Source organism: Enterobacter sp. R4-368 (genome assembly GCF_000410515.1).
Taxonomy (GTDB): domain Bacteria; phylum Pseudomonadota; class Gammaproteobacteria; order Enterobacterales; family Enterobacteriaceae; genus Kosakonia.
In genome coordinates, this window is the sequence record NC_021500.1 from 3,497,393 (window position 1) to 3,523,747 (window position 26,355).

At 54.9% G+C, this 26,355-nt stretch carries 29 protein-coding genes; 22 read left to right on the forward strand and 7 right to left on the reverse strand.

Annotated features, from left to right (window positions below; genetic code table 11):
* Nucleotides 1–47: 47 nt before the first annotated feature.
* From hfq to H650_RS16465, 15 genes are all read left to right on the forward strand, one after another.
* A complete protein-coding gene (gene hfq, locus H650_RS16395; RefSeq protein ID WP_017459171.1) occupies nucleotides 48–353 on the forward strand; it encodes an RNA chaperone Hfq in 306 nt (101 codons plus the stop codon).
* A gap of 75 nt (nucleotides 354–428) precedes the next feature.
* Complete coding sequence (gene hflX, locus H650_RS16400; protein ID WP_020456230.1) at nucleotides 429–1,709, forward strand: ribosome rescue GTPase HflX; 1,281 nt, start codon at nucleotides 429–431, stop codon at nucleotides 1,707–1,709.
* An 81-nt stretch (nucleotides 1,710–1,790) separates the two neighbouring features.
* A complete protein-coding gene (hflK, locus tag H650_RS16405) occupies nucleotides 1,791–3,050 on the forward strand; it encodes an FtsH protease activity modulator HflK (RefSeq protein WP_020456231.1) in 1,260 nt (419 codons plus the stop codon).
* 2 nt (nucleotides 3,051–3,052) lie between these two features.
* Nucleotides 3,053–4,057 carry a protease modulator HflC gene (gene hflC / locus H650_RS16410; RefSeq protein ID WP_020456232.1) on the forward strand — a complete coding sequence of 335 codons (1,005 nt, stop codon included), beginning with the start codon at nucleotides 3,053–3,055 and terminating at the stop codon, nucleotides 4,055–4,057.
* A gap of 72 nt (nucleotides 4,058–4,129) precedes the next feature.
* Nucleotides 4,130–4,327: a DUF2065 domain-containing protein gene (locus tag H650_RS16415; RefSeq protein WP_017459167.1), complete on the forward strand. Its 198-nt coding sequence runs from the start codon at nucleotides 4,130–4,132 to the stop codon at nucleotides 4,325–4,327.
* A 103-nt stretch (nucleotides 4,328–4,430) separates the two neighbouring features.
* Nucleotides 4,431–5,729, forward strand: coding sequence for an adenylosuccinate synthase (gene purA / locus H650_RS16420; protein ID WP_017459166.1), 1,299 nt, complete (start codon nucleotides 4,431–4,433; stop codon nucleotides 5,727–5,729).
* A gap of 151 nt (nucleotides 5,730–5,880) precedes the next feature.
* The gene (nsrR, locus tag H650_RS16425; protein ID WP_020456234.1) at nucleotides 5,881–6,306 is read left to right on the forward strand and encodes a nitric oxide-sensing transcriptional repressor NsrR; all 426 of its coding nucleotides are present in this window, start codon (nucleotides 5,881–5,883) and stop codon (nucleotides 6,304–6,306) included.
* Nucleotides 6,307–6,344: 38 nt separating this feature from the next.
* On the forward strand, nucleotides 6,345–8,780 hold the full coding sequence (gene rnr / locus H650_RS16430) for a ribonuclease R (RefSeq protein WP_020456235.1): 2,436 nt from the start codon (nucleotides 6,345–6,347) through the stop codon (nucleotides 8,778–8,780).
* Nucleotides 8,781–9,252: 472 nt separating this feature from the next.
* Complete coding sequence (rlmB, locus tag H650_RS16435) at nucleotides 9,253–9,987, forward strand: 23S rRNA (guanosine(2251)-2'-O)-methyltransferase RlmB (protein ID WP_020456236.1); 735 nt, start codon at nucleotides 9,253–9,255, stop codon at nucleotides 9,985–9,987.
* Between the two features lie 126 nt (nucleotides 9,988–10,113).
* The gene (locus H650_RS16440; protein WP_020456237.1) at nucleotides 10,114–10,515 is read left to right on the forward strand and encodes a YjfI family protein; all 402 of its coding nucleotides are present in this window, start codon (nucleotides 10,114–10,116) and stop codon (nucleotides 10,513–10,515) included.
* Nucleotides 10,516–10,535: 20 nt separating this feature from the next.
* The gene (locus tag H650_RS16445; RefSeq protein ID WP_020456238.1) at nucleotides 10,536–11,234 is read left to right on the forward strand and encodes a PspA/IM30 family protein; all 699 of its coding nucleotides are present in this window, start codon (nucleotides 10,536–10,538) and stop codon (nucleotides 11,232–11,234) included.
* Complete coding sequence (locus tag H650_RS16450) at nucleotides 11,234–11,893, forward strand: DUF2491 family protein (protein ID WP_020456239.1); 660 nt, start codon at nucleotides 11,234–11,236, stop codon at nucleotides 11,891–11,893. Before H650_RS16445 ends, H650_RS16450 begins: the two co-directional genes overlap by 1 nt.
* 14 nt (nucleotides 11,894–11,907) lie before the next feature.
* Nucleotides 11,908–12,306: a DUF350 domain-containing protein gene (locus H650_RS16455; RefSeq protein ID WP_020456240.1), complete on the forward strand. Its 399-nt coding sequence runs from the start codon at nucleotides 11,908–11,910 to the stop codon at nucleotides 12,304–12,306.
* Nucleotides 12,307–12,315: 9 nt separating this feature from the next.
* Nucleotides 12,316–12,942, forward strand: a complete 627-nt coding sequence (locus H650_RS16460; protein WP_020456241.1) for a DUF1190 domain-containing protein — start codon at nucleotides 12,316–12,318, stop codon at nucleotides 12,940–12,942.
* A gap of 2 nt (nucleotides 12,943–12,944) precedes the next feature.
* Complete coding sequence (locus H650_RS16465) at nucleotides 12,945–14,108, forward strand: glutathionylspermidine synthase family protein (protein WP_020456242.1); 1,164 nt, start codon at nucleotides 12,945–12,947, stop codon at nucleotides 14,106–14,108.
* 40 nt (nucleotides 14,109–14,148) lie between these two features.
* Here the strand turns inward: H650_RS16465 and H650_RS16470 are convergent, their stop codons facing one another.
* Complete coding sequence (locus H650_RS16470) at nucleotides 14,149–15,438, reverse strand: MFS transporter (RefSeq protein WP_020456243.1); 1,290 nt, start codon at nucleotides 15,436–15,438, stop codon at nucleotides 14,149–14,151.
* A 193-nt stretch (nucleotides 15,439–15,631) separates the two neighbouring features.
* Here H650_RS16470 and H650_RS16475 point away from each other — a divergent pair, with 193 nt between their 5' ends.
* Complete coding sequence (locus H650_RS16475; RefSeq protein ID WP_020456244.1) at nucleotides 15,632–17,251, forward strand: isovaleryl-CoA dehydrogenase; 1,620 nt, start codon at nucleotides 15,632–15,634, stop codon at nucleotides 17,249–17,251.
* Here H650_RS16475 and H650_RS16480 read toward each other — a convergent pair.
* The 3 genes from H650_RS16480 to bsmA all read right to left on the reverse strand — a co-directional run bounded on the left by H650_RS16480 (nucleotide 17,248) and on the right by bsmA (nucleotide 20,092).
* Complete coding sequence (locus H650_RS16480; protein ID WP_020456245.1) at nucleotides 17,248–19,182, reverse strand: methyl-accepting chemotaxis protein; 1,935 nt, start codon at nucleotides 19,180–19,182, stop codon at nucleotides 17,248–17,250. The genes H650_RS16475 and H650_RS16480 overlap by 4 nt on opposite strands.
* A 169-nt stretch (nucleotides 19,183–19,351) precedes the next feature.
* Complete coding sequence (gene yjfN / locus H650_RS16485) at nucleotides 19,352–19,639, reverse strand: DUF1471 family protease activator YjfN (RefSeq protein ID WP_020456246.1); 288 nt, start codon at nucleotides 19,637–19,639, stop codon at nucleotides 19,352–19,354.
* 123 nt (nucleotides 19,640–19,762) lie between these two features.
* On the reverse strand, nucleotides 19,763–20,092 hold the full coding sequence (gene bsmA / locus H650_RS16490) for a biofilm peroxide resistance protein BsmA (RefSeq protein ID WP_044489546.1): 330 nt from the start codon (nucleotides 20,090–20,092) through the stop codon (nucleotides 19,763–19,765).
* Nucleotides 20,093–20,279: 187 nt separating this feature from the next.
* On the opposite strand from bsmA, the gene yjfP reads away from it, so the two are divergent.
* Nucleotides 20,280–21,029, forward strand: a complete 750-nt coding sequence (gene yjfP / locus H650_RS16495; RefSeq protein ID WP_020456248.1) for an esterase — start codon at nucleotides 20,280–20,282, stop codon at nucleotides 21,027–21,029.
* Here the strand turns inward: yjfP and H650_RS16500 are convergent.
* Complete coding sequence (locus tag H650_RS16500) at nucleotides 21,026–22,207, reverse strand: MFS transporter (RefSeq protein ID WP_044489547.1); 1,182 nt, start codon at nucleotides 22,205–22,207, stop codon at nucleotides 21,026–21,028. The two genes, yjfP and H650_RS16500, sit on opposite strands and share 4 nt — an antisense overlap.
* A gap of 156 nt (nucleotides 22,208–22,363) precedes the next feature.
* Nucleotides 22,364–22,636 (reverse strand): DUF1471 family protein YjfY, encoded by a 273-nt coding sequence (gene yjfY, locus H650_RS16505; RefSeq protein WP_020456250.1) that lies wholly within the window; start codon nucleotides 22,634–22,636, stop codon nucleotides 22,364–22,366.
* A 343-nt stretch (nucleotides 22,637–22,979) separates the two neighbouring features.
* On the opposite strand from yjfY, the gene rpsF reads away from it, so the two are divergent.
* The 5 genes from rpsF (at nucleotide 22,980) to H650_RS16530 (ending at nucleotide 25,503) form a co-directional block, all read left to right on the forward strand.
* Nucleotides 22,980–23,375, forward strand: coding sequence for a 30S ribosomal protein S6 (gene rpsF / locus H650_RS16510; RefSeq protein WP_020456251.1), 396 nt, complete (start codon nucleotides 22,980–22,982; stop codon nucleotides 23,373–23,375).
* Nucleotides 23,376–23,381: 6 nt separating this feature from the next.
* Nucleotides 23,382–23,696, forward strand: coding sequence for a primosomal replication protein N (gene priB / locus H650_RS16515; RefSeq protein WP_044489548.1), 315 nt, complete (start codon nucleotides 23,382–23,384; stop codon nucleotides 23,694–23,696).
* 4 nt (nucleotides 23,697–23,700) lie between these two features.
* The gene (rpsR, locus tag H650_RS16520) at nucleotides 23,701–23,928 is read left to right on the forward strand and encodes a 30S ribosomal protein S18 (protein ID WP_000135199.1); all 228 of its coding nucleotides are present in this window, start codon (nucleotides 23,701–23,703) and stop codon (nucleotides 23,926–23,928) included.
* Nucleotides 23,929–23,969: 41 nt separating this feature from the next.
* Nucleotides 23,970–24,419 carry a 50S ribosomal protein L9 gene (gene rplI / locus H650_RS16525; protein WP_017459146.1) on the forward strand — a complete coding sequence of 150 codons (450 nt, stop codon included), beginning with the start codon at nucleotides 23,970–23,972 and terminating at the stop codon, nucleotides 24,417–24,419.
* A gap of 154 nt (nucleotides 24,420–24,573) precedes the next feature.
* Nucleotides 24,574–25,503: a DMT family transporter gene (locus H650_RS16530; protein ID WP_020456253.1), complete on the forward strand. Its 930-nt coding sequence runs from the start codon at nucleotides 24,574–24,576 to the stop codon at nucleotides 25,501–25,503.
* Nucleotides 25,504–25,523: 20 nt separating this feature from the next.
* On the opposite strand, the gene H650_RS16535 is transcribed toward H650_RS16530, so the two are convergent.
* Complete coding sequence (locus tag H650_RS16535) at nucleotides 25,524–26,186, reverse strand: LysM-like peptidoglycan-binding domain-containing protein (RefSeq protein WP_020456254.1); 663 nt, start codon at nucleotides 26,184–26,186, stop codon at nucleotides 25,524–25,526.
* Nucleotides 26,187–26,355: the final 169 nt, after the last annotated feature.

Consider the following 26,355-nt stretch of genomic DNA (forward strand, 5'->3'; position numbering starts at 1 on the left):
AACTTACGAGTTCTAAGTACAAAACAAGCATATAAGGAAAAGATAGAATGGCTAAGGGGCAATCTTTACAAGATCCGTTCCTGAACGCACTGCGTCGGGAACGTGTTCCAGTTTCAATTTATTTGGTGAATGGTATTAAGCTGCAAGGGCAAATTGAGTCTTTCGATCAGTTCGTGATCCTGTTGAAAAACACGGTCAGTCAGATGGTCTATAAGCACGCGATTTCAACTGTTGTTCCATCTCGTCCGGTTTCTCATCACAGCAACAATGCCGGCGGCGGTACCAGCAGTAACTACCATCACGGTAGCAACGCGCAGGGCTCTGCACAGCAGGAAGGCGAAGAGACCGAATAAGGTTGACGGCTGATTTTCCAGATCGGGGAGCCAGTAAAGCTGTGTTCCCCGCTGGTATTTTATGAGGGTTTACGCTTGTTTGACCGTTATGACGCCGGTGAGCAGGCGGTACTGGTACACATCTATTTTTCGCAAGACAAAGATATGGAAGACCTCCAGGAGTTTGAATCTCTGGTCTCTTCCGCCGGTGTCGAAGCAATGCAGGTGATTACCGGTAGCCGTAAAGCACCGCATCCAAAATATTTTGTTGGTGAAGGTAAAGCAGTTGAAATTGCGGATGCCGTAAAATCTGCGGGCGCTTCTGTTGTGCTCTTTGATCATGCGCTAACCCCAGCCCAGGAACGTAACCTGGAGAGACTGTGCGAATGTCGAGTCATCGATCGCACCGGTCTGATATTAGATATTTTTGCCCAGCGTGCGCGTACGCATGAGGGGAAATTGCAAGTTGAGCTGGCACAGTTGCGCCATCTGGCGACACGCCTTGTGCGTGGCTGGACCCACCTTGAACGACAAAAGGGCGGCATTGGTTTGCGCGGTCCGGGTGAAACCCAGCTCGAAACCGACCGTCGTTTGTTGCGTAATCGCATTACTCAGATCCTCTCGCGCCTTGAAAAGGTTGAAAAGCAGCGTGAACAGGGGCGTCGTTCCCGCACGAAAGCCGATATTCCAACGGTCTCGCTGGTGGGGTATACCAACGCCGGTAAATCCACGCTGTTTAATCAGATAACGGAAGCGCAGGTCTATGCGGCCGATCAGCTATTCGCCACCCTCGATCCGACGTTGCGTCGTATTGATGTCGCGGATGTCGGTGAAACGGTGCTGGCAGACACGGTAGGGTTTATTCGCCACTTGCCGCACGATTTGGTTGCCGCGTTTAAAGCAACCTTGCAGGAGACACGCCAGGCGACGTTGTTACTGCATGTGATTGACGCCGCCGATGTGCGAGTACAGGAAAACATCGATGCAGTGAACACCGTGCTGGAAGAGATTGAGGCACACGATATCCCGACGCTGCTGGTGATGAACAAAATCGATATGCTGGACGATTTCGAACCGCGTATTGACCGGGATGAAGAGAACAAACCGATCCGTGTCTGGCTCTCCGCGCAGACAGGGGTTGGCGTACCACTGTTATTCCAGGCTTTGACTGAGCGTCTTGCGGGTGAAGTGGCGCAGCACACGCTGCGATTACCGCCGCAGGAAGGGCGTCTGAGAAGTCGGTTTCACCAGCTTCAGGCAATAGAAAAAGAGTGGATGGAAGACGATGGCAGCGTAGGTATGCAGGTGCGTATGCCGATCGTCGACTGGCGTCGACTCTGTAAACAAGAACCGGCACTCGAAGAGTACGTCGTTTGACCGGCAGCCTGAAGATTTTTCCCCTTTGGGGGTGCCCGCCAAAGGCCGGGTATACACCGCAAATAAATATGGAGCACATACATGGCGTGGAATCAGCCCGGTAACAACGGACAAGACCGCGACCCGTGGGGAAGCAGCAAACCAGGCGGCAACTCTGAGGGAAATGGAAACAAAGGCGGTCGCGATCAGGGACCACCTGATCTGGATGATATTTTCCGTAAACTGAGTAAAAAACTCGGTGGCCTGGGCGGTGGTAAAAGCACCGGCGGCGGTAATCCGGGTTCTTCTGGCCCACGCGGTCAGGCGAGCGGGCGTATTGTGGGTATCGTTGCCGCAGCGGTCGTTATTATCTGGGCTGCAACCGGGTTCTACACCATTAAAGAAGCCGAACGTGGCGTTGTGACCCGTTTGGGCAAGTTCAGCCATTTGGTTGAACCGGGTTTGAACTGGAAACCGAACTTTATCGATGAAGTGACGCCAGTAAACGTGGAATCCGTGCGTGAACTGGCGGCATCTGGCGTGATGCTGACGTCTGATGAAAACGTCGTGCGCGTTGAAATGAACGTGCAGTATCGCATTACCGATCCTGAGCGCTATCTGTTTAGCGTTACCAGCGCCGATGACAGCCTGCGTCAGGCAACGGACAGCGCGCTGCGTGGCGTCATCGGTAAATACACCATGGATCGTATTCTGACCGAAGGCCGTACCGTTATTCGTAGCGATACCCAGCGCGAACTGGAAGAAACCATTCGCCCGTATAACATGGGGATTACCCTGCTGGACGTTAACTTCCAGGCCGCTCGTCCGCCGGAAGAGGTGAAAGCCGCGTTTGATGATGCCATTGCCGCCCGTGAAAACGAGCAGCAGTACATCCGTGAAGCCGAAGCTTACACCAACGAAGTTCAGCCGCGTGCGAACGGTCAGGCGCAGCGTATCCTCGAAGAGGCGCGCGCGTATAAAACGCAAACCATCCTGGAAGCACAGGGTGAAGTGGCGCGCTTTGCTAAGATCCTGCCGGAATATAAAGCCGCGCCGGAAATTACGCGCGAGCGTCTGTATATCGAAACCATGGAAAAAGTGCTGAGCCATACCCGTAAAGTGCTGGTTAACGATAAAGGCGGCAACCTGATGGTGCTGCCGCTGGATCAGATGCTGAAAGGGGGTAACGCCGCTCCTGCAGCAAAGAGTGACAACAGTGGCGCGAACAACTTGCTGCGTCTGCCGCCAGCGTCAAGCTCCAGTAGCAGCGCCAACAGCGCCCCCGCAACGTCTGCGGGAGATATCATGGACCAACGCCGCGTTAACGCGCAGCGTAACGACTACCAGCGTCAGGGGGAATAACGATGCGTAAGTCAGTTATCGCGATCATCATCATCGTGCTGGTAGTGCTCTACACCTCTATCTTTGTAGTGAAAGAAGGCGAGCGTGGTATCTCGCTGCGCTTTGGTAAAGTGCTGCGTGATGATGAAAACAAGCCGTTGGTTTATGCGCCGGGCCTGCATTTCAAACTGCCGTTTATTGAGTCGGTTAAGCTGCTTGATGCACGTATCCAGACCATGGATAACCAGGCAGATCGCTTTGTGACCAAAGAGAAAAAAGATCTGATCGTCGACTCCTACATCAAGTGGCGTATCAGCGATTTCAGCCGTTACTATCTGGCGACCGGCGGCGGTGACGTCTCCCAGGCAGAGGTGCTGCTGAAACGTAAGTTCTCTGACCGTCTGCGTTCTGAAATCGGTCGTCTGGACGTGAAAGACATCGTTACCGATTCTCGTGGCCGTTTGACGCTCGAAGTGCGCGATGCGCTGAACTCGGGTTCTGCCGGTACAGAAGACGAAGTGTCGACGCCTGCTGCCGATGATGCCATCGCGAAAGCGGCTGAGCGCGTTCAGGCTGAAACCAATGGCAAAGTACCGGTTATCAACCCGAACAGTATGGCGGCGTTAGGTATTGAAGTGGTTGATGTGCGTATTAAGCAAATCAACCTGCCGACTGAAGTGTCGGATGCGATTTACAACCGTATGCGCGCCGAGCGTGAAGCGGTTGCCCGTCGTCATCGTTCACAGGGTCAGGAAGAAGCGGAAAAACTGCGTGCCGCAGCGGATTACGAAGTGACCAAAACGCTGGCAGAATCTGAGCGTCAGGGGCGTATCCTGCGCGGTGAGGGTGATGCAGAAGCGGCGAAGCTGTTTGCTGATGCGTTCAGTCAGGATCCGGACTTCTATGCCTTTATCCGTAGCCTGCGTGCCTATGAAAGCAGCTTCCAGAGCAACCAGGATGTGATGGTGCTTAGCCCGGATAGCGATTTCTTCCGTTATATGAAGACGCCGACTTCCGCGACTCGTTAAGATAACCTGCGATTTTCATCGTAAAAACCACCGCCTTCTCCGGCGGTGGTTTTGTGTTTATAAGGATCAGCAATGAATTCGACAATCTGGCTCGCTCTGGCGCTGGTGTTGGTACTGGAAGGGCTTGGGCCGATGCTTTATCCGCGAGCATGGCGGCGTATGATTGCTTCTCTGAGTCTGTTGCCGGACCATCTTTTGCGTCGATTTGGCGGTGGGCTTGTGGTCGCGGGTGTGGTTATCTACTACATGTTGAGGAAAACGATTGGCTGACGAAATTGAGGCGTTCTTTGGGCATTTTTGCACAGAAAAAGTGCTGAATCTGAAAAAAAGCGGTGGTAGAATCCATTTTTAAGCAAACGGTGATTTTGAAAAAATGGGTAACAACGTCGTCGTACTGGGCACCCAATGGGGTGACGAAGGTAAAGGGAAGATTGTTGATCTTCTGACTGAACGGGCTAAATATGTTGTACGCTACCAGGGCGGTCACAACGCAGGCCATACTCTCGTAATCAACGGTGAAAAAACCGTCCTCCATCTTATTCCATCAGGCATTCTTCGCGAAAACGTCACCAGCATCATCGGTAACGGCGTTGTGCTGTCTCCCGCTGCGCTGATGAAAGAGATGAAAGAACTGGAAGACCGTGGTATCCCGGTTCGCGAACGTCTGCTGCTCTCTGAAGCATGTCCGTTAATCCTTGATTATCATGTGGCGCTGGACGTGGCGCGTGAAAAAGCGCGCGGCGCGAAAGCTATCGGTACTACCGGTCGCGGTATCGGCCCGGCGTACGAAGATAAAGTCGCTCGTCGCGGTCTGCGCGTTGGCGATCTGTTCGATAAAGCCACTTTCGCCGACAAACTGAAAGAAGTGATGGAGTATCACAACTTCCAGCTGGTGAATTTCTACAAAGTGGAAGCGGTTGACTACCAGAAAGTGCTGGACGATGTGATGGCAATTGCCGACATCCTGACCGCAATGGTGGTGGACGTTTCCGATCTGCTGGATCAGGCGCGTAAACGCGGCGACTTCGTGATGTTCGAAGGCGCGCAGGGGACGTTGCTGGATATCGATCACGGCACCTATCCGTACGTGACCTCCTCCAATACCACCGCTGGTGGTGTAGCGACGGGTTCCGGCCTTGGCCCGCGTTACGTGGATTACGTGCTCGGCATCATTAAAGCTTACTCCACGCGTGTAGGCGCGGGTCCGTTCCCGACCGAGCTGTTCGACGATATCGGTGAGTTCCTCTGCAAGCAGGGTAACGAATATGGCGCCACTACGGGTCGCCGTCGTCGTACCGGCTGGCTGGACGCGGTTGCTGTACGTCGCGCAGTGCAGATCAACTCCCTGTCTGGCTTCTGCCTGACCAAGCTGGACGTGCTGGATGGTCTGAAAGAGGTGAAAATCTGCGTCGCTTACCGCATGCCGGATGGCCGCGAAGTCACCACTACGCCGCTGGCGGCTGACAACTGGGAAGGTATCGAGCCGATTTACGAAACCATGCCTGGCTGGTCTGAATCGACCTTTGGTGTCAAAGATCGCAGTGGTCTGCCGCAGGCTGCGCTGAATTACATCAAACGCATTGAAGAACTTACCGGCGTGCCGATCGACATTATCTCCACCGGTCCGGATCGTACTGAAACCATGATTCTGCGCGATCCGTTCGACGCATAATGTGGTTTAAGGGCGCGTAAATCGCGCCCTTTTTCTTCGCTTTTTTCACCCTTCCGTTCAAATAAATTAGCGACCTGACAGGTGGCTGGTTTATCATCAATAGTGTCAATACCTGCGGGTATCTCATCTTTTTCCCTTTTATGAGGTTGATGTGCAGTTAACAAGCTTTACCGATTACGGTTTGCGCGCCCTGATTTACATGGCGTCGCTGCCGGCAGGACAAATGACCAGCATTACTGAAGTTACAGAAACGTATGGCGTGTCCCGTAATCATATGGTCAAGATAATCAATCAGCTGAGCCGTGAAGGCTACGTCGCGGCCGTCCGTGGGAAAAACGGTGGGATCCGGCTGGGGAAACCCGCGCAGGATATTCGTATTGGTGATGTTGTCCGCTCGCTGGAGCCGCTGGCGCTGGTCAATTGCAGCAGCGAGTTTTGCCATATTACCAGTGCCTGTCGCCTGAAAAAGGCGCTTGCCAAAGCTGTGCAAAGTTTTCTTAAGGAGCTGGATAACTACACGCTGGCCGATTTGGTTGAAGAGAATCAACCGCTTTACAAATTATTGCTGGTGGAATGACGAAAATTTCCACCAGAGCTGACAACGGAGGAACCGCAATGTCACAAGATCCTTTCCTCGAACGCGAATCTGAAAAATATACCAACCCCATTCCCAGCCGCGAATTCATCCTCGATCACTTAGCCAAACGCGAAAAACCAGCCAGCCGGGATGAACTGGCCATCGAACTCAATATCGAAGGTGAAGAGCAACAAGAAGCGCTGCGCCGCCGTCTGCGCGCTATGGAGCGCGACGGGCAATTAGTCTTTACCCGCCGTCAGTGCTACGCCTTACCGGAACGTCTCGATCTGCTCAAAGGCGTGGTGATTGGTCACCGCGACGGCTATGGTTTTCTGCGTGTTGAAGGCCGCAAAGACGACCTTTATCTCTCCAGCGAGCAGATGAAAATGTGTATTCACGGCGATCAGGTGCTGGCGCAGCCGCTGGGCGCGGATCGTAAAGGCCGCCGCGAAGCGCGTATCGTACGCGTGCTGGTGCCGAAAACCGGGCAGATCGTTGGCCGCTACTTTACCGACGCAGGTGTCGGTTTTGTCGTGCCGGATGATAGCCGCATGAGTTTCGACATTCTTATCCCGCCTGAAGAGATTATGGGCGCGCGCATGGGCTTTGTGGTGGTCGTTGAGCTGACGCAGCGTCCAACCCGCCGCACGAAAGCGATTGGTAAAATTGTCGAAGTGCTCGGCGACAACATGGGTACCGGCATGGCCGTCGACATGGCGCTGCGCACCCATGAAATTCCGTACCAGTGGCCGCCGGAAGTGGAAAAACAGGTCGCCGGGCTGAAAGAGCAAGTACCGGAAGAGGCCAAAGTCGGGCGTGTAGATTTACGCGATCTGCCGCTGGTGACCATTGATGGCGAAGATGCCCGCGACTTCGACGATGCCGTTTACTGCGAGAAAAAACGCGGCGGTGGCTGGCGCTTGTGGGTGGCGATTGCCGATGTGAGCTATTACGTGCGTCACGGCACCGCGCTTGATAACGAAGCCCGTAACCGTGGTACATCGGTTTACTTTCCATCGCAAGTAGTGCCGATGCTGCCGGAAGTGCTGTCAAACGGTCTGTGCTCGCTGAACCCGCAAGTGGATCGCCTGTGCATGGTCTGTGAAATGACCGTCTCCTCAAAAGGGCGCTTAACCGGCTTTAAATTCTACGAAGCGGTGATGAGCTCCCACGCACGTCTGACCTACACCAAAGTGTGGCATATGCTGCAAGGCGATCAGGAACTGCGTGAGCAGTACGCGCCGCTGGTGAAACACATCGAAGAGCTGCATAACCTGTATAAAGTGCTCGATCAGGCGCGCGCTGAGCGCGGCGGCATCTCGTTTGAGAGCGAAGAAGCGAAGTTTATCTTCAACGCCGAGCGCCGCATTGAGCGTATTGAGCAGACTCAGCGTAACGATGCGCACAAACTGATTGAAGAGTGCATGATCCTCGCCAACATCTCCGCAGCACGTTTTGTGGAGAAAGCCGACGAGCCGGCGCTGTTCCGTATTCACGATAAACCGACCAACGATGCGATCACCGCGTTCCGCTCCGTGCTTGCCGAGCTGGGTCTGGAGCTACCGGGCGGCAATAAACCGGAGCCGCGCGATTACGCTGAGCTGCTGGAATCGATTGCCGATCGCCCGGATCACGAAATGCTGCAAACCATGCTGCTGCGCTCGATGAAACAGGCGATCTACGATCCGGAAAACCGCGGTCACTTCGGCCTGGCGCTGCAATCTTATGCGCACTTCACTTCACCGATTCGCCGCTACCCGGATTTATCACTGCACCGCGCCATTAAATATTTACTGGCGAAAGAGCAGGGGCTGAAGGGCAACAGCACCGAAACTGGCGGCTGGCACTACAGCATGGAAGAGGTGCTGCAACTGGGTCAGCACTGTTCGATGACCGAACGCCGCGCCGATGAAGCCACTCGTGATGTTTCGGACTGGCTGAAATGCGACTTTATGCAGGATCAGGTCGGCAACACCTTCCCGGGCGTTATCGCCAGCGTTACCGGCTTTGGTTTCTTCGTGCGGCTCGACGATCTGTTTATTGATGGGCTGGTGCATGTCTCTTCGCTGGACAACGACTACTACCGCTTCGATCAGATCGGTCAGCGCCTGATTGGCGAATCCGGCGGACAGACGTATCGCCTCGGCGATCGGGTGCAGGTGAAAGTCGAAGCGGTCAATATGGATGAGCGCAAGATCGACTTCTCGCTGATCTCCAGTGAGCGCAGCCCGCGTAACGTGGGGAAAACCGAGCGTGAAAGAGCGAAAAAAGGTTCGGCAGGCAAAAACGGCTCTGCGAAAAAGCCGCCGCGTCGCCAGATGGGTAAAAAAGTGAATTTCGAGCCAGACAGCGCCTTCCGTGGTGAAGGTGGAAAAGGCAAAGCGAAAAAAGCCAAAAAACCGTCGGCGAAAACGCAGAAAATCGCCGCCGCGACCAAAGCGAAACGCGCGGCGAAAAAGAAAGCTGCCCAGTAATACCAGCAAAGCCCTTCCCGTGAAGGGCTTTTTTCTGCGTCACTTATTCAATACTCCACGGGTTGTTATGTTTTCTGAGCGGTTTACACCGATATTGGTGCGCGTATAAAACAGCCCTGGAAAATCGCCGCATTAGCTCAGTACGATTATCTGCCAGCCTGTTTTATCTCATTCGTCCCCCGGCATTTGCACCGCTGCGTCATTAACTGAAGTGATGCATCACATCGCCACTCAACCTTTCGTGGTTTCCCGGAAACGTGTTCAACAATTACCGGGCAAAAGCGAAACCATTCCCTTTGCGCGGGCGAAACATTACGGTGCAGCGAAATTCCGCACTCCATACCACGTTCGGCAAAGCGGCAACTGAGCCCGCGGAGGTACTTTCTGCGGCGCGTGTCGGTTATAATGAGCGCAAGTGATGAGTGTCACGGCCCACATAACGCGGCGAAACCGCCCCAAATGAGTACCATCAATGAGTGAAATGATTTACGGCATCCATGCGGTGCAGGCCCTGCTGGAGCGCGCCCCGGAGCGTTTTCAGGAAGTGTTTATTCTGAAAGGCCGCGAGGACAAACGTCTGCTGCCGCTGATCCACGCGCTGGAAGCGCAGGGCGTGGTGATCCAGGTGGCGAACCGCCAGTATCTGGATGAAAAAAGCGAAGGCGCGGTGCACCAGGGGATCATTGCACGCGTGAAACCGGGGCGTCAGTACCAGGAAAACGATCTGCCGGATCTGATCGCCAGCCTCGGGCAACCCTTCTTTTTGATCCTCGATGGCGTCACCGATCCGCACAACCTGGGGGCCTGTTTGCGTAGCGCAGACGCGGCGGGTGTGCATGCGGTGATTGTGCCGAAGGACAAATCCGCGCAGCTGAATGCCACGGCGAAAAAAGTCGCCTGCGGCGCGGCAGAGAGCGTACCGTTGATCCGCGTGACCAACCTGGCGCGCACCATGCGCCTGTTGCAGGAAGAGAATATCTGGATTGTCGGCACAGCGGGCGAAGCCGATCACACCCTGTTCCAGAGCAAAATGACCGGGCGCATGGCGCTGGTCATGGGCGCGGAAGGTGAAGGTATGCGCCGCCTGACGCGTGAGCACTGTGATGAGCTGATCAGCATTCCGATGGCGGGCAGCGTGTCGTCGCTCAACGTCTCGGTCGCCACCGGCATCTGCTTGTTTGAAGCGGTGCGCCAGCGCGCGCTTTAAACTTCCAGCGCACGGTAAAACCACCCTTATTCGGGTGGTTTTTTTTGCCCAGAACACTGGTAGAATTTGCCGGCAGATATTTTCTCTTTTTACTTTTATTGCGATGGAATAATCAGGGTATAAATGATGGCATGGACTGTAGAGACACTTGGCGCGGCATTATTGCAATCATCGCCGCTTACGTTAAATATCCAACACGAAGCTGATGCGTTAATTATTAAACTGGATGACTACGGCGATTTGCAATTAAATCTGTTGCTCACTTCCCGGCAGATAATTATTGAAACCTATATTTGTCCTTTAAGTGAAATTAAACAACAGGACGCTTTTAACGCCTTCCTGCTGCGCAATCAAAAACTTTTACCTTTATCGTCTGTTGGCATCTCGCCTGTCGGCGGGGAAGAGTATTATGTCGCCTTCGGCGCGCTGTCGCTTAACTCCTCGCTCGACGATATCCTGCTGGAAATCTCCACGCTTGCGCAAAACGCGCTGGATCTTGCTGAACTAACCGATGATTTTACCCAATAACATTGTCAGGGAGTGGTTGTATGGGAATTTTAAAAAGCCTGTTTACGCTGGGTAAATCCTTTATTGCTCAGGCGGAAGAGTCGATTGAAGAGACGCAGGGCGTGCGCATGCTGGAGCAACACATTCGCGACGCGCGCGCTGAGCTGGATAAAGCGGGTAAATCCCGCGTCGACCTGCTGGCGCGCGTTAAGTTGAGCAACGATAAACTCAACGATTTGCGTGAGCGCAAAGCCAGCCTTGAAGCCCGCGCGCTGGAAGCGATGGCGAAAAATGTGGATGCCGGTTTGCTGAATGAAGTCGCCAGCGAAATCGCCCGTCTGGAAAATACCATTGCGGCGGAAGAACAAGTGCTGGCAAATCTTGAAACGTCGCGCGATGCCGTTGAAAAAGCGGTAACCGCCACGGCGCAACGTATTGAGCAGTTTGAGCAGCAACTGGAAGTGATTAAAGCCACCGATGCGATGCAGCGCGCGCAACAGGCTGTCACTACCTCCACCGTGGGCGCGTCCAACAACGTGGCCACGGCGGCAGAGTCCCTGAAACGCCTGCAGGCGCGTCAGGCTGAACGCCAGGCCCGACTGGATGCGGCAACGCAGCTTGAAAAAGTGGCTGACGGACGCGATCTCGACGAAAAACTGGCGCAGGCCGGTATTGGTGGCAGCGATAAAACTTCGGCGCAGGATGTGCTGGCGCGTCTGCAACAGCAACAGAAACCGTGATGCTCTCTTTTCTGAAAAACCTGCTGGGGCGGCCTGATGCGGCGGCCCCGGTAAGAGGTCCGCTTGGGTTGCATCTGCACGCGGGTTTCACCATTGATACGCTGCTGTTTCGCCTGTGCGAAGAGGATTTGCTGGTTCAACTTCCCGGCGAAGAGTACACCATTGGCGCGTGCGGGTCGTTCGATCTCGGCGCCGGATGCATGATTCATCGCTACTACACAACGGGCGATGAGTTCCTGCAAATCAGCACCTCGGGCGGTCTGGAAACGCACAATATCGATGACATCAAACTGTTTGTGTATGAAGAGAGCGCGGGGGTTTCCGGCGAAAAAGCCTGGCGCGATATGCTGAGCGCAAACGCGATGGGCAAACCCGTGCTCCGCTGGCGGGATTGCCAGTGGCAGCGCGTGTTTAACGCGGAAGAGCGGGGCGATATCGAACCGGTCTATACGCTGGAAACCGTCAACAACCACGCTGGCGCAAGCTGGGAAGTGCACAACTTTATGATGGCGTACCAGCGCGAAGTCACCGCTGACGTGTTCGAATATTTGCTGTTAAACGGCGAAGAGACCTTTAATGCGCAAAACCAGCCGGAGTGGATCTACTCGCGCGCGCTGGGCGTGGATATTCCGCTGACATCATTAAAGGTCATTGGTTAATTATGGGATTAGACATGCATATTCTCGGATCGCTGCTGGCGTTTTGCTCTTATTTTTTTATTGGCATTGCGATGGTGCTCTGTTTTCTTTTCGTTTATACGCGCATTACCCCGCACGATGAATGGCGATTAATTAAAGAGAATAATGTCGCCGCATCGTTAGCGTTTAGTGGTTCTCTGCTGGGCTATATTATTCCGCTTTCCAGTGCGGCGATTAACTCGGTGAGTATTCCGGATTATTTAATCTGGGGTGTTATTGCGCTGGTGGTGCAGTTACTTGTTTACGGCGGTGTGCGTCTCTATATGCCGAAACTGAGCGACAAAATAATTAACAGCAATACTGCCGCCGGGTTATTTATGGGGGCAGCGGCACTGGCGGGTGGGATTTTTAATGCCGCCTGCATGACGTGGTAATGGAACATCATGGCCAGAAAGAGAGCAAATCGGCAAAGAAATCCTATTCTTTCGCCTGCGCAGAGCCGCGCCCAGCGGCCCATTTTCACCCAGCCGAAAGAGCGTAAAAGCGGGCAATACCTGACGCTGGCAATTATGGGCGGCGCCGCCTTTTTTGCTTTAAAAGGCTGCAACGATCATAAAGACGATAACGACGGTGACGGGGTCTATTACACCTCGCAGCAGGATTGCGTTGACGACGGTAACGCTGCGCAGGTGTGTAACGATGCGTGGAACAATGCTCGCATGAACTTCGAGCAAGAGATCCCGCGCAATATGTCGCAGCCGTATTGCGTGCAGCAATACGATAATTGCTACTACGACAATATTGGCCAGCGCTGGATGCCAGTGCTCAGCGGTTTTCTGTTAAGCCAGGCCGTGCGCAAAGACCGGGATGAGCAATACAGCTACAGCAGCGGCGGCAGTTACTACGCTTCCCGCCCGGTGTGGCGCAACCGCGACGGAGATTACAGCTGGCGCTCCGGTGGAAGCAGCAGCGCGAGCAACCATTACGGTTACACCACCAAAAAGGCGACCACTTCATCACGTGGCGGTTTCGGGCGCTCTTCCAGCGCGCGCGGAAGCTGGGGAGGCTAACGATGCTGCGTCATGATGTTGCTGTGCGCCCGGATCTTGAGCGGATCGCCCGCGACCACGGCTTTGACTTCCATATCATTGATAACGAAGTTTACTGGGATGAGAGCCGTGCTTACCGTTTTACGCTGCGCCAGATTGAAGAGCAGATTGAAAAGCCGACCGCCGAACTGCATCAAATGTGCCTTGAGGTAGTCGATCGCGCCGTGGCGGACGAGGCGATCCTTCGCCAGCTGGCGATCCCGCCGTTGTACTGGGATGCGATTGCGGCAAGCTGGCGCAACCGCGATCCGTCGCTCTACGGGCGAATGGATTTTGTCTGGTGCGGCAAAGACCCGGTGAAGTTGCTGGAATATAACGCTGATACGCCAACCTCGCTGTACGAATCGGCCTACTTCCAGTGGCTGTGGATGGAGGATGCGCGGCGTAACGGTACGCTCCCACGCGATGCCGATCAGTACAACGCGATTCAGGACAAGTTGATTGCCCGTTTCGCCGAGATCCAGAGTCGTCATCCGCTCTATTTTTGCTGCTGCAAAGGAACCGAGGAAGATCGCGGCACGGTGCTCTACCTGGAGGATTGCGCCCGCCAGGCCGGACTCGATACGCGGTTTATTTATATCGAAGACGTTGGGCTGGGGCTGGGCGGTGTATTGACGGATCTGGATGATAATGTCATTCGCCAGGCGTTTAAGCTCTATCCGCTTGAGTGGATGATGCGCGACGAGAACGGCCCCTTGTTGTGTAAACGCCGCGAGCAGTGGCTGGAACCGTTGTGGAAAAGCGTGCTCAGCAATAAGGGGCTACTGCCGCTGCTGTGGCGTTTCTTCCCCCATCATCCGAACCTGCTGCCCGCCTGGTTTGACGGGGAAAAGCCGCAAATCGCGGCGGGTGCCAGCTACGTGCGCAAGCCGCTGTTTTCCCGTGAAGGGGGCAATGTCACCCTTTTCGACGGGGCGCACAACGTGATTGACCATGAAGAGGGCGACTACGGTGAAGAACCGATGATCTACCAGGCTTTTCAGCCGCTGCCGCGCTTTGGCGACAGCTACACGCTGATTGGCAGTTGGGTGGTAGACGATGAAGCGGTCGGTATGGGCATCCGCGAAGATTGCACCTTGATTACCAAAGATACCTCGCGGTTTGTACCGCATTACATCGCCGGGTAATGCACCGCCCGGCAAGCGCAACGCGGCCGGGCAACGAACGTTACTCCTCAAGCGAGCGCAAATGGTCATCTTTTTTGAGCGTCATCAGCGCCACAATGCTGACTAACGCCGTTGCCATAACGTAATAGGCCGGGATATCGACATTTCCTGTCTCTTTGATAAGACCGGTGATGATTAACCCCGCGCAGCCGGAAAACAGCGCGTTCGACAGCGAATACGCCAGGCCCAGCCCGGTATAACGCACGCGGGTTGGAAACATCTCCGCAAGCATCGCCGGGCCAGGTCCTGCCAGCATACCGACCAGACCGCCGGCTACCAGTACCACCACGGCTTTTATCGCCAGCGTGCTTGATTCCGCCTGCAGGATTTTCAGCAGCGGCAGCGCCAGGATCAGCAGCAGCGCGGTGGCAATCACCATCACCGTACGACGCCCGATGCGATCGCTCAGGATGCCGGAGGGAATGATCGTCACCGCAAAGCCGATATTGGATATCACCGCAATCAGCAGCGCCTGGTTAAAGCCGGTATGCAGCGCCGACTGTAAATACGCAGGCATGATCACAAGGTAGGTATAACCGGCGGCGGACCACACCATCACCCGGCCGATCCCCATGATGATGGCTTTGAACGTGTCGCTCAGCCGGGCGCGTTCGGTAACAGGATGCGCCTGCTGTTGCACAAAACTTGGCGTCTCCTCCATGCTCACCCGCAACCACAGCGCGACAACGCCCATCGGCAGCGCAAGGAAGAAGGGGATGCGCCAGCCCCAGTCATGCAACGCCTCTGGCGTCAGCAACACGGAAAGCAGCGCCACAATACCGGCACCTGCCAGCAGCCCCAGCGCCACGGTAAAAGATTGCCATGCACCATACAGCCCGCGTTTGCCGCGCGGCGCGAACTCCGTCATTAGCGATACCGCGCCACCGTATTCGCCCCCGGCAAACAGCCCCTGCAAAATGCGTAAACCGGTAATAATGAGCGGCGCGGCGATGCCAATGCTGGCATACACCGGGACAAGACCAATCGCGGCGGTAGCGAGCGTCATCATCACCAGCACGATAATCAGCGTCGGCTTGCGGCCAATCCGGTCACCGATACGCCCGAACACCATTGCGCCAAGTGGGCGGAAGAAAAAGGCGACGGCAAAGGAGGCATAAGTCAGGATCAGACTGGTGAGCCCGGTTTCGCCCGCGAGTTGAAAGAAGTTTTTCGCAATTACGGTGGCGAGAAAGCCGTAGACCGCGAATTCGTACCACTCGATAAAGTTGCCGATCGAGCCGGCAATCAAAGCGCGTTTGTGCGCATTCGGTGCGTGTTGGGAAGCTGGCATCAGGATTCTCTTTGGCAAGGTGAGAATAAATTATTCATCAGTAATCGCATTCGTGAAATATATTATTCTTATATTGTGTGAGCCGTTTCACGAATGATTACCGTCAAATTGCGGCCTTGTGAGCCTACTCCCATGCAGCGTTAGCGCGGGCTGTCCATACTTATCTTCATTGCCATTGAAGGAGGGAGACACGATGCACTGGCAGACGCATACCGTTTTTAACCAACCCATTCCGTTAAAAAACAGCAACCTTTTTCTTTCCGATCGCCCTTTGTGCGAGGCGGTGATGCGCGAAGGCGCGGCGTGGGACGCCGAGCTGCTCGCCAGCATTGGCCAACAATTGGGCGCGGCGGAATCGCTGGAGCTGGGAAGATTAGCTAACGCCAATCCCCCGGAGCTGCTGCGTTATGACACCACCGGCGAGCGGCTGGATGATGTCCGTTTTCACCCGGCGTGGCATCTGTTGATGCAGGGGCTGTGCGCCAACCGGGTGCATAACCTGGCCTGGGAAGAGGAGGCGCGCGTCGGTTCTTTTGTCGCGCGGGCGGCGCGGTTTGTGCTGCACGCCCAGGTTGAATCCGGCACCTTGTGCCCCATCACCATGACTTTCGCGGCCACGCCGCTGCTGCAACAGGCCTTGCCGATGCCTTTTCATGACTGGTTAAAACCGCTGTTGAGCGACCGTTACGATCCTCATTTAGCGCCGGGCAACCAGAAACGCGGCCTGCTGATTGGTATGGGAATGACCGAAAAACAGGGCGGAACGGATGTACTGAGCAATACCACCCGAGCGGAAAAAAGCGGGGATGAATACCGGCTGGTGGGACATAAATGGTTCTTTTCCGTACCGCAAAGTGATGCACATCTGGTGCTGGCACAGGCCAAAGGCGGGCTCTCCTGCTTTTTTGTACCGCGCTTTCTGCCTGGCGGTCAGCGTAACGGCGTGCGGCTTGAGCGTCTGAAAGAGAAACTCGGCAACCGTTCTAATGCCAGTAGCGAAGCGGAGTTTTGCGATGCCAGCGGCTGGCTGCTTGGCGAAGAGGGCGACGGCGTGCGGCAGATCCTCAAAATGGGTGGGCTGACGCGCTTTGATTGCGCGCTGGGAAGCCATGGTCTGATGCGCCGCGCCTTTTCGGTGGCGCTCTATCACGCACACCGGCGTCAGGCGTTTGGTAAAAACCTGGTCGATCAGCCGCTGATGCGTCACGTACTGAGCAGGATGGCGCTGGAACTTGAGGGGCAAACCACCATGCTGTTTCGCCTCGCCCGCGCATGGGACAGCCGCCGCAATGAGCAAGACGCGCTCTTTGCGCGTCTGTTTACTCCGGTGGCGAAATTTGCGGTCTGTAAGGGCGGGATCCCGTTTGTCGCCGAAGCGATGGAAGTGCTTGGCGGTATCGGCTATTGCGAGGAGAGCGAGTTACCGCGCTTGTATCGCGAAATGCCGGTCAATAGCATCTGGGAAGGTTCCGGCAACGTCATGTGCCTGGATGTGCTGCGCGTGCTGGGTAAACAGCCGGGGATAGTGGATTTGCTCAGTGATGATTTTGCGGCGGTGAAAGGGCAGGATCGCCATTTTGATCGCGCATGGCGACAGCTTCAGCAGCGGCTACGCAGACCGGATGAAGCGCAGGGAAGGGAGATAACGCAACTGCTTTGGCGGCTGGGAACAGGAGCGCAAATGCTGCGCCACGCATCGCCGCCGATCGCGCAGGCGTGGTGCCAGATGATGCTGGATACCCGTGGCACGTCGCCGATTGGCGAGCAGGTGCAAAATGACCTGCTGCTACGCGCCACGGGGGCGGCAAATTAATCCATCTTCAGGCGGAACAGGCTTACCAGCTCGCTCAGGTGTGCGCCTTTTTCCCGCAACGTACGGGCCGTCTCCTCGCTTTGCGAAACGCGCCCGGCGTTGACGTGCGTGGCGTCGCCGATGTGCGTCATCGCCAGGTTAACCTGGTTGATGCCCGCTGATTGCTCATGGGAGGCATGGTTAATTTCATGCACCAGTTGGTTAATCTGATCCATGTGGCTGATGATCGATTGCATGGCAACGCGCGTGGCTTCTGACTGGGAATGTCCTTCGCTCACCTTTTTCAGCGTGTCACCAATCAGCGCTTCAATCTCTTTCACCGCGTTCGCGCTGCGCGCCGCCAGGGCGCGAACTTCCTGGGCAACTACGGCGAAACCTTTACCATGTTCCCCTGCGCGCGCGGCTTCTACCGCGGCGTTGAGCGCCAGGATATTGGTCTGGAAAGCGATGGATTCAATCACATGGGTAATGTCGGCAATGCGCTGTGATGCTGCGCGAATGTCTTCCATTGTCGCCACGGAATGATCGACGGTTTTCCCGCCTTTTTGCACCGCGTCGGTGGTTTCATTCACCAGGCTTTGCGTTTGTTCCATGTTGGCAGCGTTTTGCTGCACGGTGGCGGCAAGCTGCTCCATGCTGGCGGAGGTCTCTTCCACGCTGCTGGCTTGCTTGTTGATCTGCTCGCTGATTTCGCCGCTGTCGGCGGCCAGCGCGTTGGTGCCGAGGTTAATTTCGGCGGCGGATTCGCGCACCTGCAACACAATCTTGTGCAGCCCGTCGCCAATGCCGTTAATGGCTTCGATCAACTGCCCAACTTCATCGTGGCGATCCACCACCAGGGTGGCGCGCAAATCGCCTGCCGAATACTGCTGAGCGAGTTCGATAACGTTACGCAACGGGCGGCTGAGCCAGCGGCGAATAATCACCACAAACAGCGCGGCAAACAGCAGGGAAACCACGATACCAGCCAGCAGGAACTGGTTACGCATGGTGGTAACATCGCGCAGCAGTACGGCTTTGTCGACTTCGCCAACGACTGTCCAGTTCCAGCCGGGCAGCGCGGTGTAGGACATCAGCAATGTGCGGCCGTCTGCGCTCTGGCGCGCCAGCGTACCGCTGCTGTTTGTCAGCAAGGTTTGCAGATCTTTTTCATCCCACTGCGGGCGTTTGCCTTCATCGGTATCGTGGAACAGATAGTTGCCGTAATTCTTGCCCTGGTTGCGATCAAGCACGAAGAAATGGCCGCTTTCACCCAGCTTACGACCGAGGATCTTATTGCGCATCACCTCCCACGAACGGGAGATATCAACGCCAACAAACAGAATGGCAATGGTGTTGCCGCTGGCGTCTTTCACCGGTTGGTATTGGGTGATATAGCGTTTGCCAAACAGCAGCGCCAGACCGCGATAGACTTCACCTTTCATTACCGGCGCAAAAGCCGGGCTGGCTTTATCCAGCTTTGTGCCGATGGCGCGATCGCCGTTCTCTTTGCGCAGTGATGTTGCGACACGCACAAAGTCGTCACCGCTGCGCACGAATAGCGTCGCGATAGCGCTGGTTCGGTTGAGGAAATCGTCCGGGATAGCGTTGTTGTTATGCAGTTCAGTATCGCCGCCTTTGAAGAGCGGCACATCGATACCGTTAATCTCGCGGCGCTGCTGTGAATCAACCGCGAGCGGCTGTGGCAGAAAACTGCTGAACAAGCGCGTGTAGCTCTCCACCTCATCACTGAGACTACTGTTGAACATTTCAACCATATCCACCACCCCGGTAGACTGGCTGTGCAGGTCTTCCATGGCCAGCGTTTCCAGCTGTTGGCTGGCTTTATTGCTCATCAGAAAAGTGAATAAGAGGAAAAGCGTTGCAACGCTTGCGCCAGTCAGAAGTGACAATTTTGCACCGAGGCCGGTGCGGCGAAAAAAGGCGCTCATAATTTGTCCGTTGTTCTGTGTATGAGGCTCCTTCAACGGCACAATTGCGATAACATTTAGTTTGTCAATGTAACAAAATGTTACATCGATGTATCCTTACAATAACATAATCTTAATGATTGTAGGGGCATAAAAAAGCCACCAGATTTAGGTGGCTTTTTACGACGGCTCAGGCGTACAAAATGGCCTGCACTCGCCAGTTGTCAACTTGTTGATCTTCCTGCATTCGCACAATGCGATACCAGGAGGCTCCCTGTTCATCTGCTTTTAACGCGATAACCCGCTCAACGTCCTGTAGGCTCCCTGAGACATTATTGACGGAGATAAGACCGATTTCGTTTAATCCCGTCACGCAGTCAGCGCTGGCGAACTCTGCAGGCTGCGCTGTTGTATTTAGCAAACCGGTAGAAAGCAACAGTGAGTTTAAAGCAAGAGATCGTTTCATAGTCAGCTCCATTTTACGTTACCCCGATAGTGTGCAGGGCTTCCTTTCGCGCAACGGATTCGAAAAATCCTATTGTGCACAGGAGAACATCAATGGACGCAAAGCAATGTAAATGTCCTGAAAATCAACGCCTCGCTACTGTTTATACAGCAGGGCGCGTCCGAACCAACGACCGGGAATTATGGTGTCATCCATCATGATGATGACGTAATAATTGGCGCCGGCGGCCACGGCTTTGGCTTTGATTGCGTCTTCCACGTCCATGGGAGAACCCAGTACCGTTACGCTAACGGCACCAATCTCGCGGAGATCCTGCGTTTGATTACGGCGGATTTCCTGCGGATGGTCGCTAACCGGCGGTGCAGATTGCGGCTTACCTTCCAGCACTGCGCAGCCGCTTAATAACAAGGCGAACAGTAAGCACGGTAAAGCACGCATGGTTTTCTCATCTCTCCTGATTGCCATAGTGTAGTTCCTGGTGAATTTCCGTTTGGGGGAATGTTCCCGAAATGTTATCCCGAGCACTAATTTCGAATGAAAGTGTTTTGAAAGCGTAAGCTATCTCTCAACGTCGTCAGATGCTCATGCGAAATCTGACTTGCGCCACCCTGTTGCCAGTGGCATACCAGCACTATAGATCAAGGAGGAAGTAATGATTGAACTTCAGGTTGAACAATTTGCGGGTATCGAAACGCTGCATGCCTTCCCGGCGGGAAAACGCGGCGAACCGCTGCCTTGTGTCGTGTTTTATCACGGTTTCACCTCATCAAAGCTGGTCTACAGCTACTTTGCCGTGGCGCTGGCGCAAGCCGGTTTCCGCGTGGTGATACCGGATGCACCGGATCATGGTGCGCGCTTTAGCGGCGATGTTGAGCGGCGCTTGCATCAGTTCTGGCAAATCTTACAGGGCAATATTGAAGAGTTCGCCGCGCTGCGCGACACGCTGGAGCGCCTTGACTTGATTGATAACCGGCGGCTGGCGATCGGTGGTGCGTCAATGGGCGGGATGACTGCGCTGGGCATTATGACCCAACACCCGGAAGTGCGCTGCGTCGCAAGCCTGATGGGCTCCGGCTATTTCACCACGCTTGCGCGTACGCTTTTCCCGCCGCTGGCCGTGACCACGCCGGAACAGCAATGTGAATTCGACGCGATTATTGATCCGCTCTCACAGTGGGACGTCAGTACGCAACTGGCGCGCATTGCCGATCGCCCGCTGCTGCTGTGGCACGGTGAGCAGGATGATGTGGTGCCAGCAGCGGAATCTTTCCGTTTACAGCAAGCATTGCAGGAACAGGGGCTGGACACCAATCTCACTTACCAGTGGGAAGCCGGGGTAACGCACCGTATTACCCCGCAAGCGCTGAGTGCAACAACGGACTTTTTTAGCCGTTATCTTTAAGCCGTTCGGCGCAAGCGCATAACCACCAGCGCGAGCACACAGATGATGGCTCCCGCCCAGAAGGTTGACGCCGCACCGTGGGTTTCCCACAAAACGCCGGCACCGAGGCTTGCCAGCAGCAGCGCAACACCGCTGAGTAGATTGAACATGCCAAACGCCGTGCCGCGCAGTTCCGCTGGCGCGGTATCGGCAACCATGGTCGCGAGCAAGCCTTGCGTCATGCCCATATGCACACCCCACAGTGCGACACCGAGCAGCAATGTGCTCCAGTGCTGGCTGAGCGCCAGCGCCATATCCGCGAAGATCAGTACCACCAGACCCAGCTGTAATAACCGGCTGTGGCTGATGCGGTCTGACAGTTTGCCAAACGGATAGGCGGTGACCGAGTAGACCAGGTTCATGGCGACCATCACCAGCGGAATGGTCGCCAGCGGGATCTCCAGCTGCTGGGCGCGCAGCACCAAAAATGCTTCGCTAAAGCGGGCGAGGGTAAAGATAAAACCGAGCGCCACCACCCACCAGTAAGCACGGCTTAACCGTTTGAGATTTTCGCGGCGAATGGGATTGGTGCGCTTATGGGCGATGGGGGTTTTCGGTTCGTGCAGGCCAAAGAATAACAGCGCGACCGCCAGCACTCCGGGGATCACCGCGATCCAGAATACGGCCTGAAAGTCGTCATTCCACAACAGCATCAATGCGACCGCCAGCAATGGCCCGAGGAACGCGCCAACGGTGTCCAGCGACTGGCGCAAACCAAACGCTGCGCCGCGGATTTCCGTCGGGGTGACATCGGCAACCAGCGCATCGCGCGGCGCCCCGCGAATACCTTTGCCAAGCCGATCCATCATGCGTGCGCCGAACACCAGGCCGGATGTTGAGGCCAGCGCAAACAGCGGCTTGCTTAATGCGCCCATGCCATAACCTAGCAGCGCCAGCCCTTTGCGTTTGCCGATGTAGTCGCTGAACATGCCGGAAAAGACTTTAATCATCAGCGCGGTGGCTTCCGCCAGCCCTTCAATCAGGCCAATAATCACGACGCTTGTGCCGAGCGTCGTGGCCATAAACAGTGGCAGCAAGCTGTGGATCATCTCCGAGGAGATATCCATCAACATACTGACGCCGCCTAATACCCAGACGCCTGCAGGTATGCGACCTAACGTTGAAAACCGCTTGAACATTGCTTTTCCCGCACCTTTTCATCACCGCAGCCAGAACGCTATTAAACCTGCCGGAAAGGGGTTTGATAAGGGGGATAAAAAAAGAATTCTCACGTCGGTGTGCGGCCCCAATGCAGGGCCGCAAATGCAAGAGAGAGTGGCCTGTAAAAGGTATAATTAGCGGTAGATAAACGCGCTGGCGTGCAGGTTGCCGTTGCTCCCAGGCTCATGAGTGAGCTCTGCACGGTAATATTTGGCGCTGTGGGCGTCGGCCTCGTCATTGAGCGCCTCGTCAGCTTCATGCTCAGTAGCGAAGTTATGATTGATATAGATAACGCCTAAGCTGTGCACATCATCCATGTTACGGGCTTGCTGGTTGTTGAGTTTAATTGCCGCTGCGGCATTGGCGCTAAGCAGCAAGCTTGTTAATAATATTGCGATGTATTTCATGATGTTATGCTCCGATAAAACGTCGTTTTTTAGTTTTTTAACATCTCTCCTCCTTATGTTTGAGGCCTGTTTAAAGTGTATGCGTTAGCCCAAAAAGGTATCGCGACCATTTCTGATGCTGTCGTTCAAAAAATTGCCGTAATGCGTTGTGCTTAATTTTAATTCGCCAGGCGCGCTTCTCTTTGCGCTTAGTGCGAATTATTTGTGCAATTGCCTTGAGTTTGGCAGGGGACATCAGTATTATGACGCGTCAATTTTTCAGCCGACCTTTAACACGTTCCTTGCCTCCCCGGGATTCGGCTGACCCAGACAGGAGGCTGAATAATCCGTAAGGAGCAATTCGATGCGTCATTACGAAATCGTTTTTATGGTCCATCCTGACCAGAGCGAACAGGTTCCGGGCATGATCGAACGTTACACTGGTGCAATCACTGCAGCAGAAGGTACGATCCACCGTCTGGAAGACTGGGGCCGCCGTCAGCTGGCTTACCCGATCAACAAACTGCACAAAGCACACTACGTTCTGATGAACGTTGAAGCTCCGCAGGAAGTGATCGATGAGCTGGAAACAAACTTCCGCTTCAACGATGCCGTTATTCGCAGCATGGTTATGCGTACTAAACACGCTGTTACCGAAGCATCTCCGATGGTTAAAGCGAAAGACGAGCGCCGTGAGCGTCGCGATGATTTCGCTAACGAAACCGCAGATGATGCAGATGCTGGGGATTCTGAAGAGTAATTACTGATGGCCAACCGCCTGGTGTTGTCCGGCACAGTGTGCAGGGCGCCGCTTCGTAAGGTCAGCCCGTCAGGAATTCCTCACTGCCAGTTCGTGCTTGAGCACCGTTCTATGCAGGAGGAAGCCGGTTTCCACCGGCAGGCGTGGTGCCAAATGCCTGTAATAATCAGCGGGCAGGAGAACCAGGCCATTACTCACAGTATAACGGTCGGCAGCGCAGTAACTGTTCAGGGGTTCATCAGTTGCCACAAGGCAAAGAACGGCTTGAGCAAAATGGTTCTGCATGCCGAGCAGATTGAATTGATAGATTCTGGAGACTAGCCAAATGGCACGTTATTTCCGTCGTCGCAAGTTCTGCCGTTTCACCGCGGAAGGCGTTCAAGAGATCGACTATAAAGATATCGCTACGCTGAAAAACTACATCACCGAAAGCGGTAAGATTGTCCCGAGCCGTATCACCGGTACCCGTGCAAAATATCAGCGCCAGCTGGCACGCGCTATCAAACGCGCTCGCTACCTGTCCCTGCTGCCGTACACTGATCGTCATCAGTAATCGGTCACGGTCCATTAATACGACTTTGAGAGGATAAGGTAATGCAAGTTATTCTGCTTGATAAAGTAGCAAACCTGGGTAGCCTGGGTGATCAGGTTAACGTTAAAGCGGGCTACGCTCGTAACTTCCTGGTACCGCAGGGTAAAGCTGTTCCGGCTACCAAGAAAAACGTTGAGTATTTCGAAGCTCGTCGCGCTGAACTGGAAGCCAAACTGGCTGACGTTCTGGCGGCTGCTAACGCTCGCGCTGAAAGCATCAACGCACTGGGCTCTGTTACCATCGCGTCTAAATCTGGCGACGAAGGTAAACTGTTCGGTTCCATCGGTACTCGCGACATCGCTGACGCTGTAACTGCAGCTGGCGTGAAAGTTGCGAAGAGCGAAGTTCGCCTGCCGAACGGCGTTCTGCGTACTGTTGGTGAGCACGAAGTGGACTTCCAGGTTCACAGCGAAGTATTCGCTAAACTGACTGTAAACGTTGTTGCTGAGTAATTCGTTACTCTAAAACAATGTGTAAAACGCCGGCCTTGTGCCGGCGTTTTGCTTTTCAGGCCTCGCAGAACAGGCCATTGTGGCTTGTTTAATCTCGCATTCTGACGCATCCTCAGGTAATAATTGAAACGCAATTTTATCTTTGAGATTTGTCATGGAAACCGCTCTGCCCGCGTCCGTTTTTGCCCGCCGCAATGTGGCTTACGCCTGCGCCACGCTCTGTTGTCTGCTCTGGGGTAGCTCCTACCCGGCCATTAAAAACGGCTACGAACTCTTTCACATCGCCACCGACGATATCCCGTCAAAGGTGGTATTTGCCGGTTACCGTTTCCTGTTTGCAGGGGTATTGCTGCTGCTGTTCGCCCTGGCGCAGCGCAAACCGATTGGCAGGTTATCGGCTACGCAGTTTGGGCAACTGACGGTGCTCGGGTTAACGCAAACGACCCTGCAATACACCTTCTTCTATATTGGTCTTGCTTATACTACCGGCGTAAACGGGTCGATCATGAATGCGACCGGCACCTTCTTCAGCGTGCTGTTGGCGCACTTTATCTATCAAAACGACAAGCTCAGCTACAACAAAAGCCTCGGCTGTATTCTGGGCTTTGCCGGCGTCATGCTGGTGAACTTCCACAGCGGTATGCGTGACTTTGTTTTTGTCTGGAACGGCGACGGTTTCATTGTGCTGGCGGCGTTTATCCTCTCTGCCGCCACGCTGTATGGCAAACGCATTTCCCAGACAGTAGATCCCACGGTGATGACCGGCTGGCAGTTGGCTATCGGCGGCGTTGCGCTGCTGATTGGCGGCTATCTGTCGGGGGGAACGCTAGAAGTGCATAGCCTCAGCGCGGTCGCGATCCTCGGTTATCTTACACTGCTGTCTGCGGTGGCTTTTGCGCTGTGGAGCATGCTGCTGAAAGTGAACCGCGTCAGCATGATCGCGCCGTTCAATTTCGTGATACCGGTTGCCGGTACGGTGCTCTCCGCCATTTTCCTCGGTGAAAATATTCTTGATATCAAATACGCGGTCGCGCTGGTACTGGTCTGCTCAGGGATCTGGTGGGTCAATAAACGAGCCGGGTAACAGGTACCCGGCATAGTGGCTTAACGCGCGCGGATAAAGCTGCCGTCCGGCTGGCGGGTAAACAGCACCGGCTGGCCGCCGGTTTCGATGGTCAGCCCGGTTACTACGCCGTTAGCGTTCTGGCGAATTTTCACCATCTGGCCGCTTTGCAGGGTGCTCAGCGGTTTACCGTCACCTTCCACTTTGGCCATCGCATAGACATCGGTTGGCGGCAGGTTATGATCGCGGAACAGTTGCGCCAGCGTTTTCCCCTCTTCAACACGGTAAGCGCGCCACTGCTGCTCGATGCCGCTGGAAGAGGGCAGCGTGTTCTGTGCTGCATGCTGACGCGGTTGCTGCACCGGTTGCTGTTGCTCTACGGCTTGTTGCTGTTGCATTGATTCTTCCGCGCTCGGCGCGGTCTGCTGCGGCTCACTCACCACCTGCGGCGGTGTGGGTTCCGCTGTGGAAGGTTGCGGCTGTGAAGAGGCAGGAAGATTGAGTTGCGCTTCGCGAGCACCGGATGGCGTAGTGGAGCGGTTGCTGTCGTCAGTGGACGGTAACAGAAAACCGATAACCACCAGCAAAGCCGCGAGGATCAGGCCGCGACGGTGCAATGGCGGGAGCGGATCCATCAGGCGAAAATGGTCCGGGGCTTGCCAGATTTTCACCAGGGTAGGTTTCAGTTCAAATCGCCCGGGCATGGCTTTCCTCCTGCTCCGCGTCATTTAATGTCCTGTCTCGTTGAGTATATACACTTTATCCCGCCACCGCGGCGTACGCCGTTTTTAACTGCCTGAAAGTCGACAAAAAGCTGCATTTTGTGACCGCAATTCGGGATAAATCTTACTTGCTGTATTCTTTCCCTTTCCC